Origin of the sequence: Clostridium sp., assembly GCF_036569345.1 — a bacterium.
GTDB lineage: Bacteria > Bacillota > Clostridia > Clostridiales > Clostridiaceae > Clostridium_AD.
This window is the reverse complement of record NZ_DATCQT010000185.1, coordinates 39,124-64,430: the sequence shown is the minus strand read 5'-3', so window position 1 is coordinate 64,430 and position 25,307 is coordinate 39,124. Positions and strand designations below refer to the sequence as shown.

The 25,307-nt window shown below is 29.6% G+C and carries 32 protein-coding genes; 31 read left to right on the top strand and 1 reads right to left on the bottom strand.

Annotation, left to right across the window (positions count from 1 at the left end):
• The first annotated feature begins 59 nt into the window (after positions 1-59).
• From VIM70_RS19900 to VIM70_RS19870, 7 genes are all read left to right on the top strand, one after another.
• Positions 60-659 (top strand): TraR/DksA C4-type zinc finger protein, encoded by a 600-nt coding sequence (locus tag VIM70_RS19900; protein WP_331947527.1) that lies wholly within the window; start codon positions 60-62, stop codon positions 657-659.
• Between the two features lie 113 nt (positions 660-772).
• A complete protein-coding gene (lspA, locus tag VIM70_RS19895) occupies positions 773-1,219 on the top strand; it encodes a signal peptidase II (protein WP_331947526.1) in 447 nt (148 codons plus the stop codon).
• Complete coding sequence (locus VIM70_RS19890) at positions 1,220-2,131, top strand: RluA family pseudouridine synthase (protein WP_331947525.1); 912 nt, start codon at positions 1,220-1,222, stop codon at positions 2,129-2,131.
• Positions 2,132-2,351: 220 nt separating this feature from the next.
• Positions 2,352-2,885, top strand: coding sequence for a bifunctional pyr operon transcriptional regulator/uracil phosphoribosyltransferase PyrR (gene pyrR / locus VIM70_RS19885; protein WP_331947524.1), 534 nt, complete (start codon positions 2,352-2,354; stop codon positions 2,883-2,885).
• 66 nt (positions 2,886-2,951) lie between these two features.
• On the top strand, positions 2,952-4,232 hold the full coding sequence (gene uraA, locus VIM70_RS19880; protein WP_331947523.1) for a uracil permease: 1,281 nt from the start codon (positions 2,952-2,954) through the stop codon (positions 4,230-4,232).
• 154 nt (positions 4,233-4,386) lie between these two features.
• The gene (locus tag VIM70_RS19875) at positions 4,387-5,526 is read left to right on the top strand and encodes a class I SAM-dependent RNA methyltransferase (protein ID WP_331947522.1); all 1,140 of its coding nucleotides are present in this window, start codon (positions 4,387-4,389) and stop codon (positions 5,524-5,526) included.
• 464 nt (positions 5,527-5,990) lie between these two features.
• Positions 5,991-6,182, top strand: coding sequence for a hypothetical protein (locus VIM70_RS19870; protein ID WP_331947521.1), 192 nt, complete (start codon positions 5,991-5,993; stop codon positions 6,180-6,182).
• A 138-nt stretch (positions 6,183-6,320) separates the two neighbouring features.
• Here VIM70_RS19870 and VIM70_RS19865 read toward each other — a convergent pair whose 3' ends face one another.
• A complete protein-coding gene (locus VIM70_RS19865; protein ID WP_331947520.1) occupies positions 6,321-8,054 on the bottom strand; it encodes an Rqc2 family fibronectin-binding protein in 1,734 nt (577 codons plus the stop codon).
• 156 nt (positions 8,055-8,210) lie between these two features.
• On the opposite strand from VIM70_RS19865, the gene dapF reads away from it, so the two are divergent.
• The 24 genes from dapF (at position 8,211) to VIM70_RS19745 (ending at position 25,263) form a co-directional block, all read left to right on the top strand.
• Positions 8,211-9,032, top strand: coding sequence for a diaminopimelate epimerase (gene dapF / locus VIM70_RS19860; RefSeq protein ID WP_331947550.1), 822 nt, complete (start codon positions 8,211-8,213; stop codon positions 9,030-9,032).
• Positions 9,033-9,180: 148 nt separating this feature from the next.
• A complete protein-coding gene (locus tag VIM70_RS19855; RefSeq protein WP_331947519.1) occupies positions 9,181-10,860 on the top strand; it encodes a GspE/PulE family protein in 1,680 nt (559 codons plus the stop codon).
• Between the two features lie 41 nt (positions 10,861-10,901).
• Complete coding sequence (locus tag VIM70_RS19850; RefSeq protein ID WP_331947518.1) at positions 10,902-12,098, top strand: type II secretion system F family protein; 1,197 nt, start codon at positions 10,902-10,904, stop codon at positions 12,096-12,098.
• 20 nt (positions 12,099-12,118) lie between these two features.
• Positions 12,119-12,562 (top strand): type II secretion system protein, encoded by a 444-nt coding sequence (locus VIM70_RS19845; protein WP_331947517.1) that lies wholly within the window; start codon positions 12,119-12,121, stop codon positions 12,560-12,562.
• Positions 12,543-13,046 carry a type II secretion system protein gene (locus tag VIM70_RS19840; protein WP_331947516.1) on the top strand — a complete coding sequence of 168 codons (504 nt, stop codon included), beginning with the start codon at positions 12,543-12,545 and terminating at the stop codon, positions 13,044-13,046. The genes VIM70_RS19845 and VIM70_RS19840 overlap by 20 nt, the downstream gene beginning before the upstream one ends.
• Positions 13,043-13,486: a competence type IV pilus minor pilin ComGF gene (locus tag VIM70_RS19835; protein ID WP_331947515.1), complete on the top strand. Its 444-nt coding sequence runs from the start codon at positions 13,043-13,045 to the stop codon at positions 13,484-13,486. The genes VIM70_RS19840 and VIM70_RS19835 overlap by 4 nt, the downstream gene beginning before the upstream one ends.
• Complete coding sequence (locus VIM70_RS19830; protein WP_331947514.1) at positions 13,476-13,940, top strand: hypothetical protein; 465 nt, start codon at positions 13,476-13,478, stop codon at positions 13,938-13,940. The genes VIM70_RS19835 and VIM70_RS19830 overlap by 11 nt, the downstream gene beginning before the upstream one ends.
• Before the next feature lie 11 nt (positions 13,941-13,951).
• A complete protein-coding gene (locus VIM70_RS19825; RefSeq protein WP_331947513.1) occupies positions 13,952-14,728 on the top strand; it encodes a hypothetical protein in 777 nt (258 codons plus the stop codon).
• A gap of 6 nt (positions 14,729-14,734) precedes the next feature.
• Positions 14,735-15,181: a hypothetical protein gene (locus VIM70_RS19820; protein ID WP_331947512.1), complete on the top strand. Its 447-nt coding sequence runs from the start codon at positions 14,735-14,737 to the stop codon at positions 15,179-15,181.
• A gap of 2 nt (positions 15,182-15,183) precedes the next feature.
• Entirely contained in the window at positions 15,184-15,585 is a 402-nt protein-coding gene (locus VIM70_RS19815) for a hypothetical protein (protein WP_331947511.1), read from the top strand.
• 343 nt (positions 15,586-15,928) lie between these two features.
• Positions 15,929-16,486 carry an elongation factor P gene (gene efp, locus VIM70_RS19810; RefSeq protein WP_331947510.1) on the top strand — a complete coding sequence of 186 codons (558 nt, stop codon included), beginning with the start codon at positions 15,929-15,931 and terminating at the stop codon, positions 16,484-16,486.
• A gap of 196 nt (positions 16,487-16,682) precedes the next feature.
• Positions 16,683-17,603 (top strand): stage III sporulation protein AA, encoded by a 921-nt coding sequence (gene spoIIIAA, locus VIM70_RS19805; protein WP_331947509.1) that lies wholly within the window; start codon positions 16,683-16,685, stop codon positions 17,601-17,603.
• Between the two features lies 1 nt (position 17,604).
• Positions 17,605-18,123 carry a stage III sporulation protein SpoIIIAB gene (gene spoIIIAB, locus VIM70_RS19800; RefSeq protein ID WP_331947508.1) on the top strand — a complete coding sequence of 173 codons (519 nt, stop codon included), beginning with the start codon at positions 17,605-17,607 and terminating at the stop codon, positions 18,121-18,123.
• Between the two features lie 13 nt (positions 18,124-18,136).
• Positions 18,137-18,334: a stage III sporulation protein AC gene (gene spoIIIAC, locus VIM70_RS19795; protein ID WP_331947507.1), complete on the top strand. Its 198-nt coding sequence runs from the start codon at positions 18,137-18,139 to the stop codon at positions 18,332-18,334.
• 61 nt (positions 18,335-18,395) lie between these two features.
• Entirely contained in the window at positions 18,396-18,779 is a 384-nt protein-coding gene (gene spoIIIAD, locus VIM70_RS19790) for a stage III sporulation protein AD (RefSeq protein WP_331947506.1), read from the top strand.
• A gap of 47 nt (positions 18,780-18,826) precedes the next feature.
• Positions 18,827-19,975 carry a stage III sporulation protein AE gene (gene spoIIIAE, locus VIM70_RS19785; RefSeq protein ID WP_331947505.1) on the top strand — a complete coding sequence of 383 codons (1,149 nt, stop codon included), beginning with the start codon at positions 18,827-18,829 and terminating at the stop codon, positions 19,973-19,975.
• A gap of 65 nt (positions 19,976-20,040) precedes the next feature.
• Positions 20,041-20,634 carry a stage III sporulation protein AF gene (gene spoIIIAF, locus VIM70_RS19780; RefSeq protein ID WP_331947504.1) on the top strand — a complete coding sequence of 198 codons (594 nt, stop codon included), beginning with the start codon at positions 20,041-20,043 and terminating at the stop codon, positions 20,632-20,634.
• A gap of 50 nt (positions 20,635-20,684) precedes the next feature.
• Positions 20,685-21,332: a stage III sporulation protein AG gene (spoIIIAG, locus tag VIM70_RS19775; protein WP_331947503.1), complete on the top strand. Its 648-nt coding sequence runs from the start codon at positions 20,685-20,687 to the stop codon at positions 21,330-21,332.
• 41 nt (positions 21,333-21,373) lie between these two features.
• Positions 21,374-21,883: a SpoIIIAH-like family protein gene (locus VIM70_RS19770; protein WP_331947502.1), complete on the top strand. Its 510-nt coding sequence runs from the start codon at positions 21,374-21,376 to the stop codon at positions 21,881-21,883.
• An 80-nt stretch (positions 21,884-21,963) separates the two neighbouring features.
• Entirely contained in the window at positions 21,964-22,353 is a 390-nt protein-coding gene (locus tag VIM70_RS19765; RefSeq protein WP_331947501.1) for an Asp23/Gls24 family envelope stress response protein, read from the top strand.
• 87 nt (positions 22,354-22,440) lie between these two features.
• On the top strand, positions 22,441-22,836 hold the full coding sequence (nusB, locus tag VIM70_RS19760) for a transcription antitermination factor NusB (protein ID WP_331947500.1): 396 nt from the start codon (positions 22,441-22,443) through the stop codon (positions 22,834-22,836).
• A 138-nt stretch (positions 22,837-22,974) separates the two neighbouring features.
• On the top strand, positions 22,975-23,823 hold the full coding sequence (locus VIM70_RS19755) for a bifunctional 5,10-methylenetetrahydrofolate dehydrogenase/5,10-methenyltetrahydrofolate cyclohydrolase (protein ID WP_331947499.1): 849 nt from the start codon (positions 22,975-22,977) through the stop codon (positions 23,821-23,823).
• Entirely contained in the window at positions 23,813-25,018 is a 1,206-nt protein-coding gene (xseA, locus tag VIM70_RS19750; protein WP_331947498.1) for an exodeoxyribonuclease VII large subunit, read from the top strand. The genes VIM70_RS19755 and xseA overlap by 11 nt, the downstream gene beginning before the upstream one ends.
• Complete coding sequence (locus VIM70_RS19745; RefSeq protein ID WP_331947497.1) at positions 25,018-25,263, top strand: exodeoxyribonuclease VII small subunit; 246 nt, start codon at positions 25,018-25,020, stop codon at positions 25,261-25,263. The genes xseA and VIM70_RS19745 overlap by 1 nt, the downstream gene beginning before the upstream one ends.
• Positions 25,264-25,307 lie beyond the last annotated feature (44 nt).

Sequence of the window (25,307 nt, the reverse complement as noted above, 5' to 3'; positions counted from 1 at the left end):
TATAGAAGATATATATTTTTAATATTATTGCTATATGAAAAACAAGAGGAGTTGCTATCATGGAAAAGAAAAAAATGTTATATTTTAAAGGGAAATTGATAAGTGAGCAATCACGGGTTCTTAACCTTATTAATCAAATGAAACAAAATGGGGTTATAGATTCTAACAGTGAAATGGCGTCAGAATTATCTTTTTATGATAATCATCCATCCGATACTGCGTCAGAATTATTTGATAAGGAAAAAGGACTAGCACTTAAGAAAAATGAAATGTCAATTTTAAATGATATTGAAGATGCTTTAAAGAACATTGAAAATCATACCTATGGGAAATGCATAAGCTGTGGAACAGATATAACTGAGGAGAGATTAGAAGCTATACCCTACGCTAATAACTGTGTGGTATGTCAAAAATTAATAGAAAGTAAGATTCCAGCAGAGCAAAACAATAGATCCTCTACAGAGGATGTACTTGGTACATTTTTTAAATACAATAGCAAAGGCGAAGTAGGTGTTGATGCCGAGGATACTTATCAGGCATTAGAACGTTTTAATAAATTAGAAGACATTGTTGAGTTCTACGATGATGACGACGACGGATATGTTGAACCAATAGAAAAAATAAGTAATCAGCAATATAAAAATCAATTACCGGATTAACAATAAAATGAATTACAAAGAGTAAAAAAAGTATATATTGTGGAGATTTATTACATGGAAAACACAAATTAATAGCAATATGTACTTTTTTTACATCAAATGGGGGGAAGGGTATGGAATTTCTGATTATTTTTTTGGGATTGTTATTAGACAGATTAACTAAAATTTGGGCTCTAGGTTCTTTGAAACAAACCGATGGAGTTATATTAATTAAAGATTTTTTTAAATTAGAGTATTTGGAAAATAGAGGAGCAGCTTTTGGAATTTTGCAAAATAAATTGATATTGCTCGCTTTAGTTACGCTACTTATTATAGCAGGTATGATATACTATATTATTAAGTGTAAGCCAAAATCGAAACTCCTAAGAATAAGTTTTGCTTTGATTATAAGTGGAGCACTGGGAAATTTATATGATAGAATATTTTATAAATATGTTGTAGACTTTATTTTACTTCATTTTAAAGATGTATATTATTTCCCAACATTTAACGTAGCGGATATGTTAGTAGTTGTGGGAACATTAATTTTGGCGATTTCTATAGTAAAGGATGAGGTATAAATGGACAGTTATGAGTTTAAAGTTGATGAAAGCTTAGTGGGCGTACGATTAGATTTGTTTATTTCAAATAAATTTGAAGATAAATCTAGATCTTATATTCAAGGAGTTATTGAGGGTGGAAATGCTATTGTAAATGGAAAATGTAAAAAAAGTAATTTTAAATTGAAATTAGGGGATATAATTACGTTGAAAATTCCAGAACCTGTAGAACTAAACGTAAAAGCAGAAGATATACCCTTAGATATTTTATATGAAGATAGTGATGTTATTGTAATTAATAAACCACAGGATATGGTGGTTCATCCTGCACCAGGAAATTATAGTGGAACACTAGTTAATGCACTGCTAAATCATTGCACAGACCTATCTGGAATTAACGGTGTGTTAAGACCTGGGATAGTGCATAGAATCGATAAAGACACATCTGGGGCATTAGTGGTTGCTAAAAATGATAATGCACATAATTCTCTTGCAGCCCAACTTAAGGATCATTCAATGACAAGAAGTTATGTAGCTCTTGTAGAAGGTGTAATTAAAAGTGATGAAGGTACTATTGATGCGCCCATTGGGAGACATCCTAAGGACAGGATAAAAATGGCCATAGTTGAAAGTGGTAAGAAGGCTGTTACCCACTATAAAGTAATAGAAAGATTTGATAAGTACACATTAGTAGAATGTAACTTAGAGACAGGGCGAACTCATCAAATAAGAGTACATATGGCAAAGATAGGACATCCTTTAGTTGGTGATTTAATATATGGTTTCAAAAAGCAGAGCTTTAACTTAAAAGGTCAAGTTCTTCATGCAAAAAGACTTGGATTCATTCACCCAAGGACTAATGAATATATGGAATTTGCTTCACCGCTTCCAGATTATCTAGAAAAACTGATAGCTAAGTTAAAAAACAGTTGAAATAGTGTTTAGCTTGTGATAAAATATTGACGATACAAGTACATATGTCATAAGTTGTTCTGATTTTAATATAATATCTATGCCTTTAAATGTTCCAGAGAGATCATAAGGATAAAGATAGCAATACTATTAAACAAGTATAGTATGCCTTTACCTTTTGGTAAAGGCTTTTTATATTGGTAAATTAGAATAAATAATACTATTTATAGGGGGTGAAATAATGGAATTTAAATCAGTGTTATTAGATGAAAAAGCAATTGAAAGAACACTTACAAGAGTGGCACATGAAATTGTAGAAAAAAATAAAGGAATAGAAAATATTATTCTTGTAGGAATTAAAAGGCGAGGGGTACCAATAGCAGAAAGAATTGCTCTTTTAATAGAGAAGTTTGAGGGAATCAAAGTTCCAGTAAGCAGCGTTGATATTACTTTATATAGAGATGACCTTACATCAATACACAATCAGCCAGTATTAAATAATAATTTAGAAATAGAGGTAAGAGGTAAAAAAATAATTTTAGTAGATGATGTATTGTATACTGGAAGAACTGCTAGAGCAGCAATAGAGGCATTAATAGATAATGGTAGACCTCAAATGATACAATTAGCCGTTTTAGTAGATAGAGGGCATAGAGAGCTACCTATTAGAGCAGACTATGTAGGAAAAAATATACCTACTTCAGGCAAAGAGATGATTTCTGTTGAACTTTTAGAAATTGATGAAAAAGATTCAGTTAGTATATATGAACTTTAAAGATATAGCTTCAAGGAGGATACATAATCTTTTAATATAGTCCAGCGAGACTAAAAGGAGGAACAAATGAAAGATTTCATAGATGTTGATGAAAAATTACCCATATTAAAGACTCTCCCATTAAGTTTCCAGCACTTGTTTGCAATGGTTGGGGCAACTATTCTTGTACCAATGCTCACAGGTCTTAGTCCTTCAATTGCACTATTTTGTAGCGGTGTGGGAACACTTTTGTATATTTTATGTACAAAAGCTAGGCTTCCGGCATATGTAGGTTCATCCTTTGCATTTATAGGACCCATGGGTGTAGCTACAAAGTTATATGGACAAAGTTCTATGCTATCTGGTATTATTGCTTCGGGGTTGGTATACGTAATCGTAGCATTAATTATTAAGCTTGTAGGAACTAAATGGTTAGATAGAATTTTATCCCCAGTTGTGGTAGGTTCTGTTGTAATTGTAATAGGACTTAGCTTAGCTGGCACCGCAATAAATTGGTCAGGATTAAATGCAACCTTTACAAGCCCAACACTTGAAGGTGTATCTAGAGCCACATGGATATTAGTATCAATGGTAACTTTAGGAACAGCAATAATGGGCTCTATGTATTTTAAAGGATTTTTCGGGGTAGTACCGATTTTGATTGCCATGGCAGTTGGATATATACTTTCTATAATTTTAGGAGTAATTCCACAGGAAGTTCTAACAAAAATAGGGGCTGCAGAGTTTATTAGATTACCGAGTTTTGTTTTCCCAACCTTTAACATAAATGCTATAATGCTTATGGCTCCAGTTGCTTTTGTAACTTTAGCTGAACATATTGGACATGTATATGTTACAAGTAATGTTTGTGGACGCGACTTTGCAAAAGATCCAGGGCTTCATAGATCAATTATGGGAGATGGTATTGCTACAATGTTTGCTGGTTTTGTAGGTGGGCCTCCTAATACGACTTACGGTGAAAATATAGGAGTTATGGCAATTACAAAGGTATACAGTGTTTGGGTAATTGGAGGGGCTGCTATAATTGCAATTATATTATCCTTCATAGGTCCAGTTTCTGAAGTAATAGGTAATATTCCACTACCTGTAATTGGGGGAGTTAGCGTAATGTTATTTGGAATAATTGCATCCTCTGGTTTTAGAATTTTTGTGGAGGATAAAGTTGATTTTAGTAAAAAGAGAAATTTGATAATTGCTTCAGTTATAATAGTTTTAGGTATTGGTGGAGGTGGTATTAAGTTCCCATTCTTCGGAGCACAAGTTGATATTGCAGGAGTTGCTTTAGCGACTTTGGTTGGTATAATTTTAAACTTAATTTTACCCGTAAATAGTAAGACTGATAATTAATAAAATTTACCAACATAAGTGTCAGAGTAATTCTGGCACTTTTATTTTTTTAAAGAGAAGTCTAATTTAAAAATTCTAGACAATAATAACAAATAGAGATATTATAATATGAGATAGTAGCAAAAAGCATAAGAAGAAATAGGAGAGATAATATATGATGTATACACTAATCGCCACTACTACTTTTGGAATAGAAGCAGTTACAGCTAAGGAACTAAAAGTACTAGGGTACGAAAATTTAATTGTAGAAAACGGAAGAGTAACTTTTGAAGGGGATGAAATGGATATTGCTATATGCAATACTTGGCTTAGAACCGCAGAGAGACTTTATATCAAGATGGCTGAATTTAAGGCATTGTCCTTCGAAGACTTATTTCAAGGAACACTTGCAGTAGATTGGGGTAATTTAATACCTGAAGACGGTAAAATGCATATTATAGGCAAATCAGTAAAATCACAGCTTCATAGTGTGCCAGATTGTCAAGGCATAGTAAAAAAGGCAGTAGTAGAATCAATGAAGAAAAAGTATGATAAAGAGTGGTTTTCAGAAGATGGTCCTGTTTATAAGATAGAGGTTGCAATTTTAAGAGATATAGTAACACTATCCGTAGATACCTCAGGAGTCGGACTACATAAGAGAGGATATAGAGAATATGCAGGTGAGGCACCACTCAAGGAAACTTTAGCTGCAGCCCTTGTGTTAATAAGTAAATGGGATAGCTCAAGAGTTTTAGCTGATCCACTTTGTGGTTCGGGAACTATTCCAATAGAAGCAGCCCTAATAGCGAAAAACATGGCGCCAGGATTAAACAGAGAATTTGTGAGTGAGACTTGGCCCAATATAGAGAAGGATGTTTGGGAGCAAGTACGAGAAGGCGCAAGAAAAACTATAAACCCAAACGAAGTTGATATACTAGCATCAGATATTGACGCCTCGCTACTTAGGACAGCAGGTCAGAATGCTGAAAAAGCAGGAGTTAAGGAATTTATAAAATTTCAAAAGATACCAATGCAAGAGTTTACGTCTAGGCAAAAATATGGGGTTATAATTACAAATCCACCATATGGAGAAAGATTGGGTGAGGTAGAAGAGGTAAAAAAACTTCATGTTGATCTTGGCGAAATGTATTCAAGCTTAAATGAGTGGTCTTGCTTTGTTATAACATCTAATCGTGAGTTTCAAAAGGAATTTGGGAAAAAAGCAGATAAAAACAGAAAATTATATAATGGTAGATTACTATGTTATTATTATCAATATATAAAAGAAATTCCTAGGAAGAAAAAAGAAGACTAAGGGTGCGACCAGTATAAAAGTACTCCTGGACGTGATTTGAAATAAGAAATCGAAACGTGAAATTCAATTAACAAATTCTAATCTTTTTCCTATATAAATTTCTCTAACACTCACATTCGCCGTCCTGGCTCAGGTTTGCTAGCCTGCCGTCCTGGCAGGCTTACGAGAAATTTATATCGGAAAAAGAAGAATTAGTAAATTGAATTTCAATGTTTTTTCATTACTTATTGCAAGTCACTTTGGAGAAAGTTTATACTTTTATGCATGTCTCTGCGGTAAGGTCAAGGGATAGGAAAGAGAGCTCGTTAACCCGATATTGGTATGGGTATGAGGATTTCTAAATGAAGATAAGACAAGGGATATATTATATGTATATCTCTTGTCTTATTTTTTGACTATAATTATATAAACTAGTAAAAATAAGGTATTATGAATGTAATACAATTAAAAAGGAGATAATTATCATGCCTAACGAGGTAATTAAAAAATGTGTAGGACAATGTTGTAGGATATTAAGCACAGGATCATCAGGTATAGTTGTTGTAGCAGGGAAAATAATTGATGTAATTGATAATTGGATTGAGGTTGAAACTAAAAAATGTAACGTACTTGTTAATGCTGAATTTGTTCAGAGCATTGAAATTAATCAAAAGTAGTTAAATTTATTCTCGTTGATAATTTCAATTAAAAGTTATTATTTATTATGTAACTTATGTTTACAAACCATTTAGATAAAAGAAAAACGACTATGTTAGCATATAGTCGTTTTTCTTTGTTAATATTAATCCTATTTTTTAGTCAACTCTTTCTAACGTACTTTCACTTGGCGTTATATACATAGTTTTGTTTGTAGAGTATATAACCATGCCTGGTTTTGCACCTGTGGGTTTCTTTACATTTCTCACTTGAGTGTAATCAACAGGTACACTTGAGGAATTTTGAGATTTGCTATAAAATGCTGATAAGTTTCCAGCCTCGAGTAGTGTGGTTTCAGGTATATTATCAATGGTTTTAATAATTACATGAGAACCAGGTATATCTTTTGTGTGTAGCCACATATCACTTTTATTGGCAAATTTTAATGTTAATAAATCGTTTTGAATATTATTTCTACCAACATAGATATCAATACCATCACTTGATATGAAGTGCATAGGTTTTGTTGGTTTTGCCTTTTTAGCTTTATTATGTTTTTTTACTGTAATATATTCAGTTTCTATTAATTCATTTTTAATATCTTCAATTCCGTTATAGTTTTCTACATTAATTATGTTAGTTAGTACAGAATGAAGATAGTTTAATTCGTTTTTAGTGAGATTCATTTGAATTAAAGCCATTTCTTCTGCTATCTTAAATTTATTATACTTTTTGTAATAGTATTGAATATTTTGTGATGGAGTTTTTTGTTCATCAAGTTTTATTTGAACGTACTCACTTTTTTCACTATAATAATTTATAAGACTTGCAACTTTGTCACCCTTTTTAAGTGAGTATATATTTGCAGTTAGTAGTTCACCATTTAACTTATAATCACCTTTAGTTTTGCAGTCTTTTAAGGTTTTGTTAAGTATTTTCACTTTTTTATCACAACGATTAATATTGTTATTTACTATCTTCTGAAGGTTTGAGCTTTTAGCATTTAATCTATCATGTTTATCTTTTCTAAAATAAAAATCCTCTATTAATTTCGATGGTGAGTCATATTTTTCATATTCATAATCTTTTAAAGAGGTTAGTTCCACAGAGTGGAAATCTTTTAATACACCATTAATAGAATAGGAAGCTAAAAATACATTGTCATGTATGTTTTTAAACATGTTTATTGTAAAAGCATAAATGTTTTTAGCATGGGCTAAATCAAAATCAGTATTTTCTGCGTAGTACCTGTGCAAAATCTCTGAAGATAAGTTAGAGCTTATTCCTGTGAAGCTGCCCGTGAAAAATTTTTCTGTGAATGGTATGTCCTTAGCAGTTATATACTCATAGAATTCATCAAACTCACAATTAAAAACATCTAATTTTGTGGACGCAGGAGGATATATATATTCTACACCCGTATATAAAACACGATAACTGTTTACGTCTGAGCTAACATGTTTAATACTATCCATAATTATATTATCTCGGGTACGAACTAAACTAATATTACTGTGTCTACCCATTATTTCAATTATTAAGGAGTAAACACTGTCAAAGCCTAATTCATCGCTGGATTTAAAACCAATAACTAATAATCGATCTGAATTTAGTTGCCTAACATCTAATAAGGTGGCAGTATTTAAATATTTTCTTAGAACCATGCAAAATTTAGGCGCCTGTATTGGGTTTTGTTTGTTAAAGTCTGTAAAATGAATTCTAGGATAATTGGAGCTAGAACTTATTAATAATTTATAGACTTTTCTATTTTTTTTAAAACTTAATATAACTTCATCTTTTTCTGGTTGGGTTATTTTATCAACTCTACAATCTATAATTGTATTTTTTATTTCCTCAACGAGGCTAGATAAATAAATTCCATCTAGTGCCATATTTATCATCCTTTCATTATGTTTAATCATTATAAACTTTATTTATGCTTTGTAAATAAAACATTATATACTATAATGTTAATAATAGTATACCATTAAAGAAAATTATTGAAAAGTCAGGGCATAAGGATAGCAAGGAGGAGTTATATGAAAATTATTAATTTTACAAAAATGCAGGGAACGGGAAATGATTTTATTGTTATTGAGGATTTGGAAGGGAAATATGTAAATTTAGAGGAATTAGCTAGCAAGCTTTGTGATAGACACTTTGGAATAGGTGCTGATGGTATTTTAGTGGTTAGAAAAAGTAATATAGCAGATATACAAATGATTATTATTAATGCTGATGGTTCTTATGCGTCAATGTGTGGTAATGGTATAAGATGTTTTGCTAAATATGTATGGGGAAAAAAATACGTGTCAGGTGAAAACATAAAAATAGAAACTGGCGATGGTGTAAAACTTGCGAGAATATGTATTAAAGATGGAATTGCTGAAGGCGTAACTATAAACATGGGAAAATACAATTTTAGTCCTGAAAGTATACCAGCATTATCATCCATAGAAATTATTAATAAAAAGCTAGAAATTAACCATAAAGAGTATTATATTACGTCAATGCTTATGGGTGTGCCACATACTATTGTTTTTGGAAAACATGATGATTATGAAGTAAGTGAAGGAAAATTCATTGAACATCACAGTTTATTTCCTAAAAATACAAATGTGAATTTTTGCGAGGTAGTAGACAAAAATACGATAAAGGTTAAAACCTGGGAAAGAGGTGCAGGACCAACACTTGCCTGTGGTACTGGTAGTTGTGCATCGGTGGTAGCGGCAAATAGACTAGGATATACAGGGGAAAAAGTTACAGTACAGGTCCCAGGTGGATTACTAAATATAGAGATTCTTAATGGGGAGGTTATCATGGAAGGTCCAGCAGAGATCACCTTCGACGGTCAATATTTTTTAAAATAGAACAAAAACAACTGTCTATTTATTAATAGTACAGTTGTTTTTTTATAGAAAATTTGATTATGGAAGTGAATAAAATACCCAAGAATGACAATAATTACAAATAGGATATCCTTTTACAAATCTTGCATACTGGGAAAGGTAAAATAACATGAAAAAAAATTTACTCCAAACATTATTAGAAAAAAACTTAATTACATCAGAACGGTATAAAGAGGTAGTAGAACTTTCACAAAAAATCAATCGTAGTAAAGAACAAATAATTCTCAGTGACATAAAAGTGAATTTGAATGAGTTCATTTTAGTTCTACAGAATGATTATGGCGTACCATATGTTGATTTAGAATCTAAATTCACCAAGAATGATGCCTATAACCAAATATCAAAAGAGGTAGCACAAAAATATAATTTAATTCCTTTTTATGATAATGACAATGAAGTACATGTTGCATTTTCGAATCCTTTTGAAATAAAAGTTATTGATGAACTAAAATTTATAACTAATAAAAAAATAAAAGTATTCTTTGCCTTGGAGAGTCATATTTCGGATGCAATTGAAAGTTGCTATGGAAAACAAATTGTCGATGTGGCAGTTGAAGAAATGAAAAAAGTATATATGCTAGAAGCTAAACAAAAAAATGAAGATGTTCATTCATCATTGTCTACTGAAGATGCACCAGTTATAAGGATAACGAACTCATTACTAAAGAGGGCAGTTAATGCACAGGCTAGTGATATCCATCTAGAGCCTTTTAAAGATTTTGCTATAATTAGAATGAGAGTAGATGGTATTCTAAACGAAATAAATCAAATTCCTAGTAATATATATAAATCATTATGTACAAGAATAAAAATAATGGCAAATATGGATATAGCTACGAAATTAATTCCCCTAGATGGAAAGATAACTGAGGATATAGACGGAATAGACTACGATTTTAGGGTATCCTCGCTGCCAACAATGTATGGAGAAAAACTGGTTATAAGAGTTCTATACAAAGCAGAAAGATTCATTAATTTAGACTCATTAGGTTTTAGCTCAGATAAAGTTACGATTTTAAGGGATATATTAAAGCTTTCTCATGGAATGATAATAGTTGCAGGACCTACAGGAAGTGGAAAATCAACAACTCTATATGCGTTATTAAATGAAATTAATTGCAAAAGCAAAAATATTATTACTATAGAAGATCCAATAGAATATAATATGCCAAGAATTAATCAAGTAAATGTAAATAATAAAGCGGGTCTTACTTTTTCAACAGGATTACGTAGTATTTTAAGGCAAGATCCCGATATTATCATGATCGGGGAGATACGAGATGAAGAAACTGCTCAAATAGCTGTTAGAGCTTCTATAACAGGTCATCTTGTGCTATCAACGCTTCATACAAATGGATCTAGTGCCTCAATATCTAGGCTAATTGACATGGGTATTCCAGCATATCTTGTTGCGGATTCATTAGTTGTAGTATTAGCTCAAAGATTAGTAAGAAAATTATGCTCATACTGTAAAACTGAATATGAGATTACTAATAATGAATTTTCTCATTTAGGATTCAAATCTGGAGAAAAAACCTATAGTGCTTTAGGATGCAATAAGTGCAATGAAACTGGATATAAAGGGAGGACTGTAATATACGAGTTGTTAAAATTAGATAGTATACATAAATCAATTATAGCAAGAAGTGGGATAAGCGAGGAGCTTTGGAAATATTGTAATGAAAAAAGATTAAGTTCACTTTTCGAGAGCTGTAAAACTTTAGTTCTTGAGGGTATAACCTCGATAGAAGAATTTGTAAATGCTACTTATAGCTATAGTCTTAAATAAGGTGTATAAAGAAATAGGGAGTCAAAGATGGGAAATATAATATGAAATATAAATATTTGGCTAAAACATGGAATGGGACGTTAATAAAAGGTATTACTGATAGTGATAGTATTGAAGAATTAGCATTACAATTACGAAAGCAAGAAATATTTTTAATGAAAACAAGGATTATAAAAAAAATAGCTGAAATTGATACCAAACCAAATTTAAAAACGATATCTATATTTTGCAAGCAATTCTCAATATGCATTAAGGCAGGAATACCCATATGTGATACTCTTAATTTACTATATGAGCAAATGCTACATAAATCCATAAAAAACAGTCTCATTAGCATTAGGGAAAATGTAAAAAGAGGCAATTCCCTCTTTGAAAGTATGAGAAAGACTACAAATGTATTTCCTGAGTTTATGATAAATATGATTTATTTAGGCGAGGAGAGTGGAAAATTGGATATAATCTTAGAAGAATTATCTAAGTATTATGAAAAAGAGAATAAACTCTTAAAAAAAATAGTGAATTCAATGATTTATCCATGTACTGTATTTCTAACATTAATGATAGTATCATTGTTTTTGCTTATAAAGGTAATTCCAGTCTTCATTACTAATTTAAATTCTTTCGATGCAGATATTCCACTAATAACAAAACTCGTTTTGGGAGCAAGTAACTTTGCAAGCAGTAATTTATTATGGATTTTGATAATTATTTTAATAACAGTTTTAATTTTTTCACGATATGTAAAAACAGAAAAGGGCAAGATAGTTTTTGACAAATTTAAATTTATTTGTCCAATATTAGGTCCTGTGTACAAACGACTTATTTTCTCAAGGTTTTCTAGAGGACTTAATATATTATTAAGTAGTGGTGTGGGAATACTAAAGTCTTTTGAAATAATTGATGATGTTGTTGGTGATAACTATTTTAAGTTAAAACTTAAAATAGTTTCTTATAATATAAAAAATGGAAAAGAATTATGGAGTTCCTTAAATGAAATGAAGTTATTTCCACAATTTTTTATATCTATGATAAAAATAGGTGAAGAAACGGGCAATTTAGATGGAATGTTTTTAACAGCAGCAGATGTCTTCTATGAAGATGCACAGGAAAATGTAGAGAAAGCGACAGTGCTACTAGAACCAATTTTAATAATATTTTTAGGAATTATGATTGGGACAATAGTACTCGCGGTCATGCTACCAATGCTCAATGTTATGGATGCAGCAGGTAAAGTTTAAATGAATAATAAGGAGGATTTATGCGCAGGGGATTTACATTAATTGAAATAATTTTAGTTTTATCTATTATGAGTTTAATTGGAGGATGTAGTGTTGTTTCAATTAGGTATTATAAAACTTTAAAAAATAAAGTTGATTCAGATTACGCTTGTAGTGCTGTTGTAAGTTTTATAAATAATTCTAAAATATATTGTAGAGAAAATTATTGTACTGCAAATATATATTTTGATATGACAAAAAAGGAAATGAAGTTAGCATATGAAATGAAAGTGGTAAACAAACTAATACTATCAAATAAGATAACATCCTTTGAAATTACGGGAAGGCGAAAAGGTGGAGAAATTCAAATTGATAATTATGGGTTTAGTAATGATGCATTTACAATAACTATAAAAGATAATAATGAAAAAACCCATCACATTACCATGAAAGTAGATACAGGCTATGTTTCAATCATTGACTAAAAAAGGGTTCACATTAGTGGAGGTAATATGTAGCCTAGGTGTATTTGCTATTATTTTTATTTGTATGATGTCCTTTGACGTAACTTCTTTGAATATGAAAAAAGATATTAAAACTATAAATAATAATGTTTTAATAATTGAAGCTTTAAAAAATAATATTATATATAATATGACATTTGTTGAGTTAAAGCAGTTGGAAACGGAGAAAAGAGTATATATTAACAAAGAGAATATGGATTTTGATAAAATTAAAACAGGTGGAATAGGATTGTTTTCAAACCAGGCACTTGTTGAAAATGCATATATAAAATGTGATTTTGTAAAAGATATCTTACATGTAAGTGAAAGTTCATATATAAAAAGCGATCTTATAAAAAATATCTCAACGGTGGAGGTCTATAAAGTAAGCCTATCATTACTTGCTGGAGGGAATAAGGATATATTAGAATTTCAGTGTAATTTCTATAAAGGTGACCATAAATGAAAAAAAAGGGATTTACGCTTATAGAAATAGTGATTGCTATGGCCTTGGTATTTCTAATGGTGGGAGTGGTAGATAGTATACTTATATCTTATGAGAAAAGCTATAAAAATATCATATTACAAGATAATGGTTTTAACTATTTAAACGAAGCCATAGCAGTAATAGAAAAAGAAGTGAATCAGACAGCATATAAAGTAAAAACTGAGGGGAATGTTATTTATATAAATTATTACAAAGGAATTAGCACAAAGTATATAAAATGTGTAAACGAAGACGTACGTATTTTCCCTAATACAGAAAATGGGACTGGAAATAATATTATTATAGATGATGTAAAAGATTTTGTGGCTATAAAATCCGGAAAAATTCTTTATATAAAAGTGATTTGGAAGAATGGTCAAAGTATTGAGAGGTGTTTGGCGATAGAAAATGCAAACTAAAAAGGGATTTATATTGATTTATACAATTCTAATAGGGGTTATCTGTTTAGCCATTATGATGTCAATATTTGATATATATATGGCAGAAGTAAAGTATTCTATCAGCGCTAAAAGATATATATTAAATGAGGATAGTATTAAAAAAACAGATGCTAATAAAATAGAAGATACTTATCAAAAGGACAAAGAGTATTTAATGACTTTATTTTTATCTTGTATTAATGCAAATAGTATAGAAATAAAAGAAAAAGAAATAAATAAGTTCTTTCCTAATTCTACAAGTAGCATTGTAACTTATGGAAAGGCTAAGGTGACTCATCCTAATTCGACAAATGAATTTATTTTTACAACACCCTTCGAACTTAGTAGAAATAGAGAAGATTATTATAGTTTAGCAGTTATAGACGGAAGTTTTGAGATGGTATTTATAAAAACTGAACGTCCGCTTAAATAAGGAGGAAAATAATGAAATTTAGAAAAAATATGTTTCTAGAAATTTCACCGAAAAGTATTTCGGGTATGGAATTTTCTAAACACAGAATTTTAAATAAAGTGAACAAGATTTCTTATGAAAATACATATTGCAAGGACAATGAGAATATAAAAGACTTCCAAGTTGATATAAAAAACAAAAATCTATATGTTCTCGTTGAAGGTGAAACAGTTTATATTAAACTGGTAACATTGCCAATAGTTAAAAAATATCTAATAAATGATATGATTAAAAATGAGTTAAGATATTATTATAAGGATATAGATAATATTGTATTTACCTATAAGTTAATAAAAAAAGATGAATTTAATATGCAAATATTAGTTTTTTGTCTTAAGGGTAATAATTTAGATATTTTAGAAAATAGCATAAATAACAATATCAATTTGAAGAAAGTAAACTTAATTCAATTTTGCTTTAAAAACTATTATTCAAGTAAAATAAATGTAAAAAAATATATACTAGTTTTTTATTATAATTATAATTTATATTTCTTAATATGCCATGACGAAGAGATTGTTGCTAACCATATTGCAAGTATTAAGGAATTGTCAATGTTGAAATTTTCACAGATAATGGATGACTTTTTAGAACAATATAATGCTAATGCAAAATTGTGCGAGAAAATATATTACACAAATGTTAAAGAATTAAATATTGATAAGTTTGAATATTTAGGATTATCTTGTCAAATTTTAGATGAATTAAAACGAGAAGAATTGCTAAAATATATTATAGTAAAAGGATAAAATAATATGATAAAAGAAACATTTATTCCTAATTGGTATTTAGATGAAAAAAATAAAATAAAAAATAAAAAAATTAAAATAATTAGTATGATAATTTTAATAATAAATATTTTTTTACTTAGCTGTATATTAAATATATCTAATAATACAAAAGATAGAGATACAAATACTTATAATGTAAATAATAAAATAAGTGAAAAGAAAAATGTTAAACGCGATATAGTTATTATTGAAAAATACAAAGAACTCAGTGATTTTTTAAGTAAAAACAATTTAAGTTATAAAAATATAATTTTAACTAAAGACAATTTAGAAATAGACATTGAAATTAAAAGTTATGAGGAATTTAATGACGCTATAAGAAGTATAGAAAATCATTATTCAATAATAAAATTAACACCAAATATTAAAAATGAAGGGAAATTTAACTTCAAAGTTATATTAGAGGTTTAAAAATGTATAAAAATAGAAGATCTAGATGGATGTTAGTTATTTTGGTTTTGGTAATGGTTATATTCTCTTATAAATTTATTTTAGTTAATAATAAATTTATTAACGTTAAAAATCAGGCATTTAGTACCCCGAATGTTAAAAATACTAATAATGTAGATAAATACGGATATAGTGATATTATAGAATGTCTAGGAAAAAATAAGAATTTTGTATTTAAATCTATGAGTATGTTGGAAGATGGAATATGTAATGTGGAGGTTAATTATAAGGGAGATATAAAATTATTGTACAGCTACTTATGTTCATTAAATGAAAGTGAAAATTTTTTAAGTATAAAAAGCATTAATACAAATAAAGATTCGAAAATTACAATTATAAAAATCGATTTTTTGAAAAACAAGTGATTAGTAAATATATTTGCAAATATTATCTAATTTTGATAAAATAATATTGTTCAACTGGAATGTTTATATTACTTTTATTAATTAGTGGATTGACTTATATCAGGTATATGTATACAAATTTATATTAATATATAATGTTTATGGAAAGCCTGGGGTATAAAACGTGGTATGAATACCTTTCAAAGAGTCCATATGTGTTTAAGTGTATAAATCAAGTATTGTTAGTCTATACTAAATATGATAATATATATAAAGGTTACGTTTAGGCGTTAGGGTTTCAGCTAGTAAGATTATAATATAAATGGATTAATTGAATTATTAATGAATTTTGGAGGGATACTAAATGATATCAGCGGGAGACATAAGAAAAGGAACTACATTTGATGAAGGTGGACAAGTTTACACCGTAATAGATTTTTTACATGTAAAACCTGGTAAGGGAGCTGCATTTGTAAGAACTAAATTAAGAAACGTTATAAACTCAGGGGTTACAGAAAAAACGTTTAACCCAACTACAAAATTACAAGAGGCAGTTATAGAAAGAAAAGAAATGCAGTATTTATATGCAGCTGACGGACTATACTACTTCATGGATCAAGAAACTTTTGAACAAATACCACTTAACTACGAAAAAGTTGAAGATGCAATAAAATACTTAAAAGAAAATATGTTTGCTATAATAAAATTTTATAAGGATGAGGCTTTCTCAGTAGAGGCTCCAAACTTTGTAGAATTACTTATTACTGCAACTGAACCAGGTGTTAAAGGAAACACATCTTCAAGTGTAACAAAACCAGCTACTGTAGAAACAGGAGCAATAATTCAAGTTCCAATGTTTGTTAATGAAGGTGAAACTATAAGAATAGACACTAGAAATGGCGATTACATGCTAAGAGTTTAAATTTAAAAAGAAGAGAGGCTATCTCAAAAATGATTTTTTAAATCATTTTGAGATGGTCCTTTTTTTTTGTTCTTTTTTTAGGTCACAGCACATATATTTGGTAAAATGAATCTTATTTAAGTTAATAAATTTTTGATTTATGAGGAATATTTTACGATAATATATAATACAAATTATATATGGGAGGGCGAAAAAAATGTTAGTCACTAATGATTTATTTGAAATATTACCTAAAAATATTAGAAGCAAATTGGAACAGGTCCATAATTTACAGCAACTTGAAGAGATTAGGATAAAAGTAAACAAGCCTCTGTCCATTCACATTGGCAGTAAAGAAGAAATCTGGGATTATATCGCAACGCCAGAAGATATAAAATACATAATGCAGAGGATAAGCAATTACTCAATATATGCTTTTGAAGATGAAATTAGGCAGGGGTATATAACTATAAAAGGTGGACACCGAGTTGGACTATGTGGAATTTGTGTTATTGAAAATAATAGCATAAAAACGATTAAAGACATATCGTCTATAAATATAAGAGCATGTAAAGAAATTATTGGTTGTGCTGATAAAGTAATGCCATATATTACTAATAATAATTCGGTTTACAATACAATAATTATATCTCCACCCAAATGTGGAAAAACTACTTTACTTAGAGATATTTCCAGACAGATATCACAAGGGGATAGAGATAAAAAATTCCATGGAAAAAATGTTTCTATTATTGATGAGAGGTCTGAAATAGCTGGTTCTTTTAAAGGAATACCCCAAATGGACGTAGGCATTAGGTCGGATGTATTAGATAATTGTCCTAAGAGTCAAGGAATTATGATGGCAATTAGAAGTATGTCACCTGATGTGATAGTTTGTGATGAAATAGGTACCCAAAAGGATATGGAGAGTATTCTAATGGCACTGAATTCTGGAATCAGTCTAATTACAACTATTCATGGTTTTGGAATTGAGGACTTGTATAAAAGATTAGTTTTTAAAGATATCATGGAAAACTATGTATTTACTAGGGGAATTGTGCTTAACAACAAAAGAGGAATTGGGACAATAGAATGTATTTATGATTTTACTAAAGGCACAGATATGTGGAGGTCATAATATGATTAAAATAATTGCATGTATTGTAATTTTGGGTGCTTCAACAATGGCTGGATTTATATACAGTGAACGGCTTAAATATAGAGTATTTCAACTAAATGAAGTTCAAAGAGCAATTTACCAACTTCAAAATGAAATAACTTATGTACATGCTCTTTTGCCAGATGCATTTAAAAGTATAGCAAGTAAAAGCAAAGAGCCTATTAATGAACTTTTTAATAAAACAAGTGAATTGCTGTCTGACAATGAATATGAAAATGTATATGAGGCTATGAATAGTGCTGTGAATGCAACAAAAAATAAAATGTATCTAAATGCCGATGATATAAATGTTATTTTGGATTTATCTAAGACACTGGGGGAATCTGATATACAAGGTCAAAATAGCATGTTTTCGCTTACAATAGCAAATTTAAAAAAGCAAATTAAGATATCAGAAGAATTTATGAACAAAAATATAAAAATGTATAGATATTTAGGATTTTCTTTTGGGGCAATGCTTGTAATAGCATTAATATAGGGGGGGTTAACACGTGTTAGATGTAAGTTTGCTATTTAAAATAGGTGCAACAGGTATTCTGATTATTATAATAGATAAGATTTTAAAAAGTGGTGGTAAGGATGACATCGCTGTAGTTGCAAATTTAGCGGGGATAATTCTGCTTCTTATGATGGTTATAAATTTAGTAAACAACCTGTTTAGTTCTGTAAAAACTTTGTTTCAATTTTAGGACAAGTAGGACAACAATTTATAATTGTTATCTGCTTATAGAGACAGGCAAGGAGGAGATTATGGAAATAATCAAAGTTGTTGCATTTGCTTTTACGGCATTATTTATCGTGCTTATTTTCAAAGGCAGAAGGGATGATCTAGCAATTCAAGTTAGTATTGTAGCAGGAATATTGATTTTTTTATTTATGGTTAATAAGCTTACAATAATAATGGGTTTTATGCAAACACTAGCAAATAAGGCAAATATTGATGTTATTTATTTAAACACGGTTTTTAAAATACTAGGCATTGCTTATTTAGCTTCCTTTTGCAGTGAGATTTGCAAAGATGCTGGCGAGAGTAGTATTGCAGCAAAGGTTGAATTTTCTGGAAAAATATTGATATTAGTTTTGGCAATACCTATCTTAATGGCGGTAATGCAATCTATTTTGAAGATAATGTAGATGTTGATATGAAAAAAATATTACTAATTTTGACGAAGAGGTATAATATGAAAAAAATATTATTGATTTTACTATTTTTAATATGTTTGCCTATTAGTGTACAAGCTACAGAGATAGGCAAAGTAGGAGTAAAAGAACAACAGGAAATAAGCAATTTATATGATTATATTTCTAATGTAAAAACGAAATATGAAATATTTAATGATATGGAGCCTCGAGCTTTTGTAGAACAATTTATAAAGACTGGTGAAAACGGATTTAGTTTTAAAGAAATTTCGAATTATGTTATTAAATACACATTTAAAGAAGTTATTGCTTCAATGGAGTTAATTGGAAGCCTTATGATTATAGCGGTTATTTGCGCGTTGCTTCATAATCTTCAAAGTGCTTTTAACAAAGAGAGTTTGTCTAACATCGCTTATTTTGCATGTTATGGTGTAATGATTGTGATGATAACTAAAAGTTTTTATATAGTAGTGGAACTAACTAAAACCACCATACTTAATATGGCAGATTTTATGGCGGCACTTATCCCAGTTTTAATGATGCTCTTAGCAACTGTAGGAGGATTTGCAGAGGCAACCTTACTTGATCCTGTAATAATGGGTTTTGCTACTGTAAGTTCTAGAATCTATGTAGATATTATCATTCCTATAATATTTATGAGCTTTGTATTACAATTTGTAAAAAACATATCCAGTGATTATAAAATAAAAAATTTAACAAAACTTCTAAAACAAATTGCTATTTGGATTCAGGGAATAGTGATGACAGTATTTATTGGGGTAATTACTTTAAGAAGCATAGCTGCAAAAACTATAGATCAGGTTACTATAAAAACAGCAAAATTTGCAGTAGATAATTTTATACCTGTAGTTGGAAAATGTTTATCTGATGCAATTTCTACTGTAGCCGGATACTCACTTCTTCTAAAAAATGCAATAAGTGGTCTTGGGTTAATTATTCTTATAATAATAGTATTATTCCCTATTATAAAATTGTTAATTATGGCTTTCTTATATAAAGCAGCAGCTGCACTAATTGAACCTATAAGTGATGAGCGAACAGTAGATTGTATAAATTCTGTAGGAGATTCTATTCTACTTTTAATGTCTTGCGTAATATCAGTAAGTGTAATGTTTTTCATAATGGTTGCAATAGTAGCTTCCACTGGAAAAGGTATAATAATGGGCTAAAAATTACTGATTGTTAGGATTCATCCGTCAGGCGTTCACTTAATTATAAAGGAGGTGGTGACAATTTGATAGAATTATTGAAAGTCTGGATAACAAACATTACCATTGCTGTATTTTTTATTACCGCGGTGGAGATGATCTTGCCAGATAATAGTATGAAAAAATATGCGAAATTTGTTTTAGGACTGATGTTAATTGTAGTAATAATAAACCCTATAATGAAGATGTTTGATAAAAATTTTGATATAAATTCTTATTCAAGTAAAGCAACAAGTTACATGGAGAGTAGTACCGCCAATGTAGATATTAAAAAGTATAAAGACATTAACATAATAAATACTACAGAAAATTTTAAAAAGAATCTAGAAAATGAATGTTTATTGAGTTTAGAAGAAACTTATCCGGAAAATAAGTACAATGCTGATATACAGATTGTATATGATAGTAAAGATGGAACATTCGATATTAAAAATGTTGAAATTGAAATTGTGGAAAAAGGAGTTCAAAACATCAAAAATATAGTAATAAATACTAAAAATGTAAATGTAGGAAATAAAAATGTTTTGCAAGATGAACAAGGAAATAAAATAAAGAAGCTTTTAAGTAGTAAATTTAAAATACCTAATGCTGTCATTACTGTTTATAAATTAAATTCATAAATATATGATATTTAATTCGTATATAAAAACAAGAAAAGAGGGGGATTTCTATGAACAATGATAATTTACTTAGTAAAATTACTGAGTTTATTAAAACAAAGTTAAATAATAATGGGGAAAGTAAAAAAAACGATAAAACAAAAAAATCTGACAAATTATTAGGAAACTTGATATTAATGGTTTTAGTGGCTGTAGTAATAGTTTTAGCAAGTAGTTTTTTTAAAACACCCAAAGCTACTTCAACTGTAGCTCCTGTAGTACAAAAGGATAAAGTTGCTACGGAAACTAACCCGATAGATACAAGTGATTATGAAGCACAATTAGAAAACAAACTTAAGTTAACCCTTGAAGGAATTCAAGGGGTTGGAAAGGTACAACTTATGATATATTTTGAGAGTGGAGAAGAAAGTGTTCCTGCGGTAAATGTTAATGATTCAAAAAGCCTTACTGTAGAAAATGATACAACAGGTGGAAAAAGAAACATAACTCAAGAGAATAATGGAAGTACTGTTGTTATGTCGAATAATGGAGATGCAAATGAACCACTAATTGTAAAGACATACAAGCCTATTATTACAGGTGTTTGCGTAGTAGCACAGGGATCAGGTGAAAAAATTACTGAACTTAGGATTAGACAGGCAGTAATTAATTTATTTAATTTGCCTGAAGACAAAGTTAATGTATATCCTATGAACTAGTAGCATATAATTTCTTAGAAAGGTAGATGGGGGGGAACATTATGAATAAAAAACAGTCTGGTATAATTGTTACGTTGGTAGTGCTTATTGTGTTTGCAGGGTATCTTGCAACAAAGGTGAATGGACCATTATATGTAAATGATACAAATTTCAATACTGAGAAAAGTGCAATATCTTTAAAACAAAGCAAAACTGCTACAACTTCAACCTATTTTGTAGAAGCAAAATTATCAAGGGAACAAGAAAATGCAAGTACTCTTCAAACGATCAAAGCTTTAATAGATGATACCAATACTCCAAAAGAACAAAAGGCAACAGCTGCTGATAAATACTTAAACATATCGATGGCTTCACAAAATGAAGCGGACGTCGAACTTGCACTAAAAGCTCTAGGGTATGATGATGCAATGTGTAGCATAGTAGATGACAAGGTACAAATACTCGTAAAATCCGATAAAAAACAACTTACAGAAGCGGAACTTCGTAGCATTAACGATGTTGTAATGAATAAAACAAAATTAGAAAAAATTGAAGTTAAGATCAAACAATAGTAATTGTAAATGCTATATTTATCTGATATAATAAGTATAGCATTGCATGTTTTACCTAAGCTAAATAAGGGGGTACTAATATGGAAGATAAGATTTTAAATGAAACAGAAATGGGTGTTGTTAAGATATCTGAGGATGTGGTTAGTGTTATAGCTGGATTAGCTGTTGCAGAAATAAAGGGAATTGTTGGAATGAGTGCTAGTCTCGTTGGGGGAATAACACAAATATTAAGTGGAAAGAAAAATTTATCTAAGGGTGTTAAAGTAAATGTAGGAGAACATAGTGCAATTATTGATTTGCATGTTGTAGTTGAATATGGTGTTAAAATCCCAGAAGTCACTGAAAAGGCACAAATAAATGTAAAAAAATCTGTAGAGCTGATGACAGGACTTACAGTATCAGCAGTAAACGTGTATGTACAAAATGTTGTATTACCCAAAATAGAAAAGCTAGAGGAAATAGAAGCATAACAATAAACACCCTCCGTAATAGAGGGTGTTTATTGCTATTATTACATTTATGTCGTAATGTTATATGAAAAATTGGGAGGATTACTAATGAATAGAAGAAAGTCAAGAGAAACAGCAATGAAATTGCTGTTTGAAATGTCAATAAATAAAGAGAATTATCAGGATATAATTGAAAACTTTAAAGAGAATACAGATGTTGATCTAAAGGATCTAGATATGGCATACATTACTAAAGTGTTAGTCGGTGTTCATGAAAATGGTAAGGAAATTGATAAAAACATTGAAAAACACTTAATTAAGTGGAAACTTAATAGACTATCTAAAATGAATTTAGCTATTTTAAGAATAAGTACATATGAAATATTATTTGAGGAAGAAATACCAGGTAAGGTTTCTGTAAATGAAGGAATTGAACTTGCTAAAATATATGGTGAAGATAGTTCACCAGCTTTTATAAATGGTATATTAGCAAAGATGCTTTAGAAAAAGTAAGAGTAAATAACAATAAAATAACTAGTCCTTGACTAGTTATTTTATTTAATTAAAAGAGGAACTTTTAATTAAATCAGAATTTTAAAATACTAAGTAGTATTTTAAAAATGTATAAAAGGAGATGATAATATGGGAATTAAAGTTAATGGTAAGAGAATAGTTGAAAACTACAGAAATGAAATTAAGTTAATTATAAATGATAGGGTTAAAAAGGGTGTGCGAGTACCCTCAATTAAGACCATATTAGTTGGCGAGGATGGAGGCAGTGCATCATATGTGAAAAGCCAGAATAATCTTTGCGATAAATTAGGTATTTCTTATACTTGCATTGAATTGGATAAAGATTGCAATCAAAAGGATATTATTGATATTATAGAAGAGTTTAATGAAGATGATAGTGTGGATGGGATAATTCTTCAATTGCCTTTACCAAAAAAGTTTAATGAGAAAGAAATAACTTCCAAAATTTCATATAAAAAGGATATTGATGGATTAACTGATGTAAATATGGGTAGATTTTATAAGGGAGAGAAAAGTTTTATTCCTTGTACTGCTTTGGGTGTCATTGAAATGATTAAAAATACTGGATGTATTATTAAAGGAAAACATGCTGTTATTATTGGTAGAAGTAATATTGTAGGAAAACCGGCAGCTCAATTGCTACTTAATGAAGATGCAACAGTAACTATATGTCACTCTAAAACAAAAAATCTTGCGGAAATTTGTAAAACAGCAGATATTTTAGTTGCTGCAATAGGCAAGCCCAGTTTTGTAACGAGTGATTTTATTAAAGAAGGAGCGATTGTTATAGATGTTGGAACTACAATGGTAAATAATAAAATTACTGGGGATGTGTGTTTTGACGAGGTTATTGATCGAGCAGGCTATGTTACCCCTGTACCAGGTGGAACAGGGCTTATGACTACAACAATGCTTATAAAAAATGCTTGCTCTGCATGGAGCGATAATGTTTATTAAAGTAATAACAGTAACTGCCCTTAATGGATACATTAAAAAAGTAATAGATAGTGACTTTATATTAAACAATGCTAATGTTAAAGGAGAACTATCTAATGTGAAATTGCATTCTAGTGGACATATATATTTCTCATTAAAAGATTCATTTGGAAAGATAAATTGTGTAATGTTTAAATCACATGCTTCCGGTCTTAGAATTACACCTAGAGATGGTATGAATGTTATTATTCGCGGAAGGGTTTCTGTTTATGAAAAGGAGGGGGCATATCAATTTTATTGTGACTCCATGGAAACAGATGGAGAAGGACAGTTATTTTTAGCTTTTCAAAATCTGAAGGATAAATTAAAAAAAGATGGATTATTTGATGAAGCTCACAAGAAAGATATACCCTCATTTCCTACTAGAATAGGAGTAATTACATCGCCAACTGGAGCAGCAGTTAAAGATATTATTAATGTGGCGACAAGACGCAATGCATTGGTAAACATGCTTATATATCCATCCATTGTTCAAGGAATAAATGCTAGCGCAGATGTTGAACAAGGTATTAAATATTTTAATAATTTAAAAAATGTAGATTTAATTATTATTGCAAGAGGAGGAGGATCAATAGAGGAATTATGGGCATTTAATGAGGAAAACTTAGCTTACGCAATATATAATTCTAAGATACCTATAATTACTGGAATTGGTCACGAAACGGACTTTACTATAGCAGATTTTGTATGTGACCATAGAGCACCAACACCATCAGCCGCTGCAGAAATTGCTGTAAGGAATATAAAAGACTTAAATAATGAAATTAAAGCATTTAGGCAATTGTTACTAAAATCTGTGGAATTTAAGATTACTAAAGAATATAATAAAGTTAATTTATTAAATAAAACTTTAAAAATTAATAATCCTTTAAATTTTATTGTAAATCAATATACTCTTATTGATAATTTGCAAAAGAATCTAAATTACAAATTTAATACAAAAATTTCACTAGAAAAGCAGAAATTATCCAAATTTAATGCTCTTTTATATGCGCATAACCCTTTGAATGTATTAAATAAAGGATACGCAGTGTTACAAAACAATGAAAATGAGGTTATTAGCGAAATTATTGAACTTAAAAATATAAAAGAGGTGAAAATTACGTTAAAGGACGGTTGCACTAGATTTAAGTTAAGCAGTTTGGAGGAATTATAATGGCAAAGAAAAAAGAATCATATGAAAACATGATGAAAAGACTTGAAGAAATTGTAGAGCTGATGGATGGAAATGAAATAACACTCGAAGGAACGATGATTAATTATGAAGAAGGTATAAAAATCTGCAATAGTTTATACAAGATTTTAAACGATACAGAAGGTAAAATAAAGATATTAACAGATGAAGGCGAAAAAGACTTTGTGAGTCTTGCAGATGTTTCTGAGAAGGTATTTGAAAATTAGTTTATACTATACTATTTTTACTCTAAAAAGAAAAGAAGGGATAA

Bases quoted from the DNA above. Each gene is read 5' to 3' on its own strand.
- VIM70_RS19900 (WP_331947527.1), top strand. From the start codon at position 60: ATGGAAAAGAAAAAAATGTTATATTTTAAAGGGAAATTGATAAGTGAG.
- lspA (WP_331947526.1), top strand. From the start codon at position 773: ATGGAATTTCTGATTATTTTTTTGGGATTGTTATTAGACAGATTAACT.
- VIM70_RS19890 (WP_331947525.1), top strand. From the start codon at position 1,220: ATGGACAGTTATGAGTTTAAAGTTGATGAAAGCTTAGTGGGCGTACGA.
- pyrR (WP_331947524.1), top strand. From the start codon at position 2,352: ATGGAATTTAAATCAGTGTTATTAGATGAAAAAGCAATTGAAAGAACA.
- uraA (WP_331947523.1), top strand. From the start codon at position 2,952: ATGAAAGATTTCATAGATGTTGATGAAAAATTACCCATATTAAAGACT.
- VIM70_RS19875 (WP_331947522.1), top strand. From the start codon at position 4,387: ATGATGTATACACTAATCGCCACTACTACTTTTGGAATAGAAGCAGTT.
- VIM70_RS19870 (WP_331947521.1), top strand. From the start codon at position 5,991: ATGCCTAACGAGGTAATTAAAAAATGTGTAGGACAATGTTGTAGGATA.
- VIM70_RS19865 (WP_331947520.1), bottom strand. From the start codon at position 8,054: ATGGCACTAGATGGAATTTATTTATCTAGCCTCGTTGAGGAAATAAAA.
- VIM70_RS19855 (WP_331947519.1), top strand. From the start codon at position 9,181: ATGAAAAAAAATTTACTCCAAACATTATTAGAAAAAAACTTAATTACA.
- VIM70_RS19850 (WP_331947518.1), top strand. From the start codon at position 10,902: ATGAAATATAAATATTTGGCTAAAACATGGAATGGGACGTTAATAAAA.
- VIM70_RS19845 (WP_331947517.1), top strand. From the start codon at position 12,119: ATGCGCAGGGGATTTACATTAATTGAAATAATTTTAGTTTTATCTATT.
- VIM70_RS19840 (WP_331947516.1), top strand. From the start codon at position 12,543: ATGTTTCAATCATTGACTAAAAAAGGGTTCACATTAGTGGAGGTAATA.
- VIM70_RS19835 (WP_331947515.1), top strand. From the start codon at position 13,043: ATGAAAAAAAAGGGATTTACGCTTATAGAAATAGTGATTGCTATGGCC.
- VIM70_RS19830 (WP_331947514.1), top strand. From the start codon at position 13,476: ATGCAAACTAAAAAGGGATTTATATTGATTTATACAATTCTAATAGGG.
- VIM70_RS19825 (WP_331947513.1), top strand. From the start codon at position 13,952: ATGAAATTTAGAAAAAATATGTTTCTAGAAATTTCACCGAAAAGTATT.
- VIM70_RS19820 (WP_331947512.1), top strand. From the start codon at position 14,735: ATGATAAAAGAAACATTTATTCCTAATTGGTATTTAGATGAAAAAAAT.
- VIM70_RS19815 (WP_331947511.1), top strand. From the start codon at position 15,184: ATGTATAAAAATAGAAGATCTAGATGGATGTTAGTTATTTTGGTTTTG.
- efp (WP_331947510.1), top strand. From the start codon at position 15,929: ATGATATCAGCGGGAGACATAAGAAAAGGAACTACATTTGATGAAGGT.
- spoIIIAA (WP_331947509.1), top strand. From the start codon at position 16,683: ATGTTAGTCACTAATGATTTATTTGAAATATTACCTAAAAATATTAGA.
- spoIIIAB (WP_331947508.1), top strand. From the start codon at position 17,605: ATGATTAAAATAATTGCATGTATTGTAATTTTGGGTGCTTCAACAATG.
- spoIIIAD (WP_331947506.1), top strand. From the start codon at position 18,396: ATGGAAATAATCAAAGTTGTTGCATTTGCTTTTACGGCATTATTTATC.
- spoIIIAE (WP_331947505.1), top strand. From the start codon at position 18,827: ATGAAAAAAATATTATTGATTTTACTATTTTTAATATGTTTGCCTATT.
- spoIIIAG (WP_331947503.1), top strand. From the start codon at position 20,685: ATGAACAATGATAATTTACTTAGTAAAATTACTGAGTTTATTAAAACA.
- VIM70_RS19770 (WP_331947502.1), top strand. From the start codon at position 21,374: ATGAATAAAAAACAGTCTGGTATAATTGTTACGTTGGTAGTGCTTATT.
- VIM70_RS19765 (WP_331947501.1), top strand. From the start codon at position 21,964: ATGGAAGATAAGATTTTAAATGAAACAGAAATGGGTGTTGTTAAGATA.
- nusB (WP_331947500.1), top strand. From the start codon at position 22,441: ATGAATAGAAGAAAGTCAAGAGAAACAGCAATGAAATTGCTGTTTGAA.
- VIM70_RS19755 (WP_331947499.1), top strand. From the start codon at position 22,975: ATGGGAATTAAAGTTAATGGTAAGAGAATAGTTGAAAACTACAGAAAT.
- xseA (WP_331947498.1), top strand. From the start codon at position 23,813: ATGTTTATTAAAGTAATAACAGTAACTGCCCTTAATGGATACATTAAA.
- VIM70_RS19745 (WP_331947497.1), top strand. From the start codon at position 25,018: ATGGCAAAGAAAAAAGAATCATATGAAAACATGATGAAAAGACTTGAA.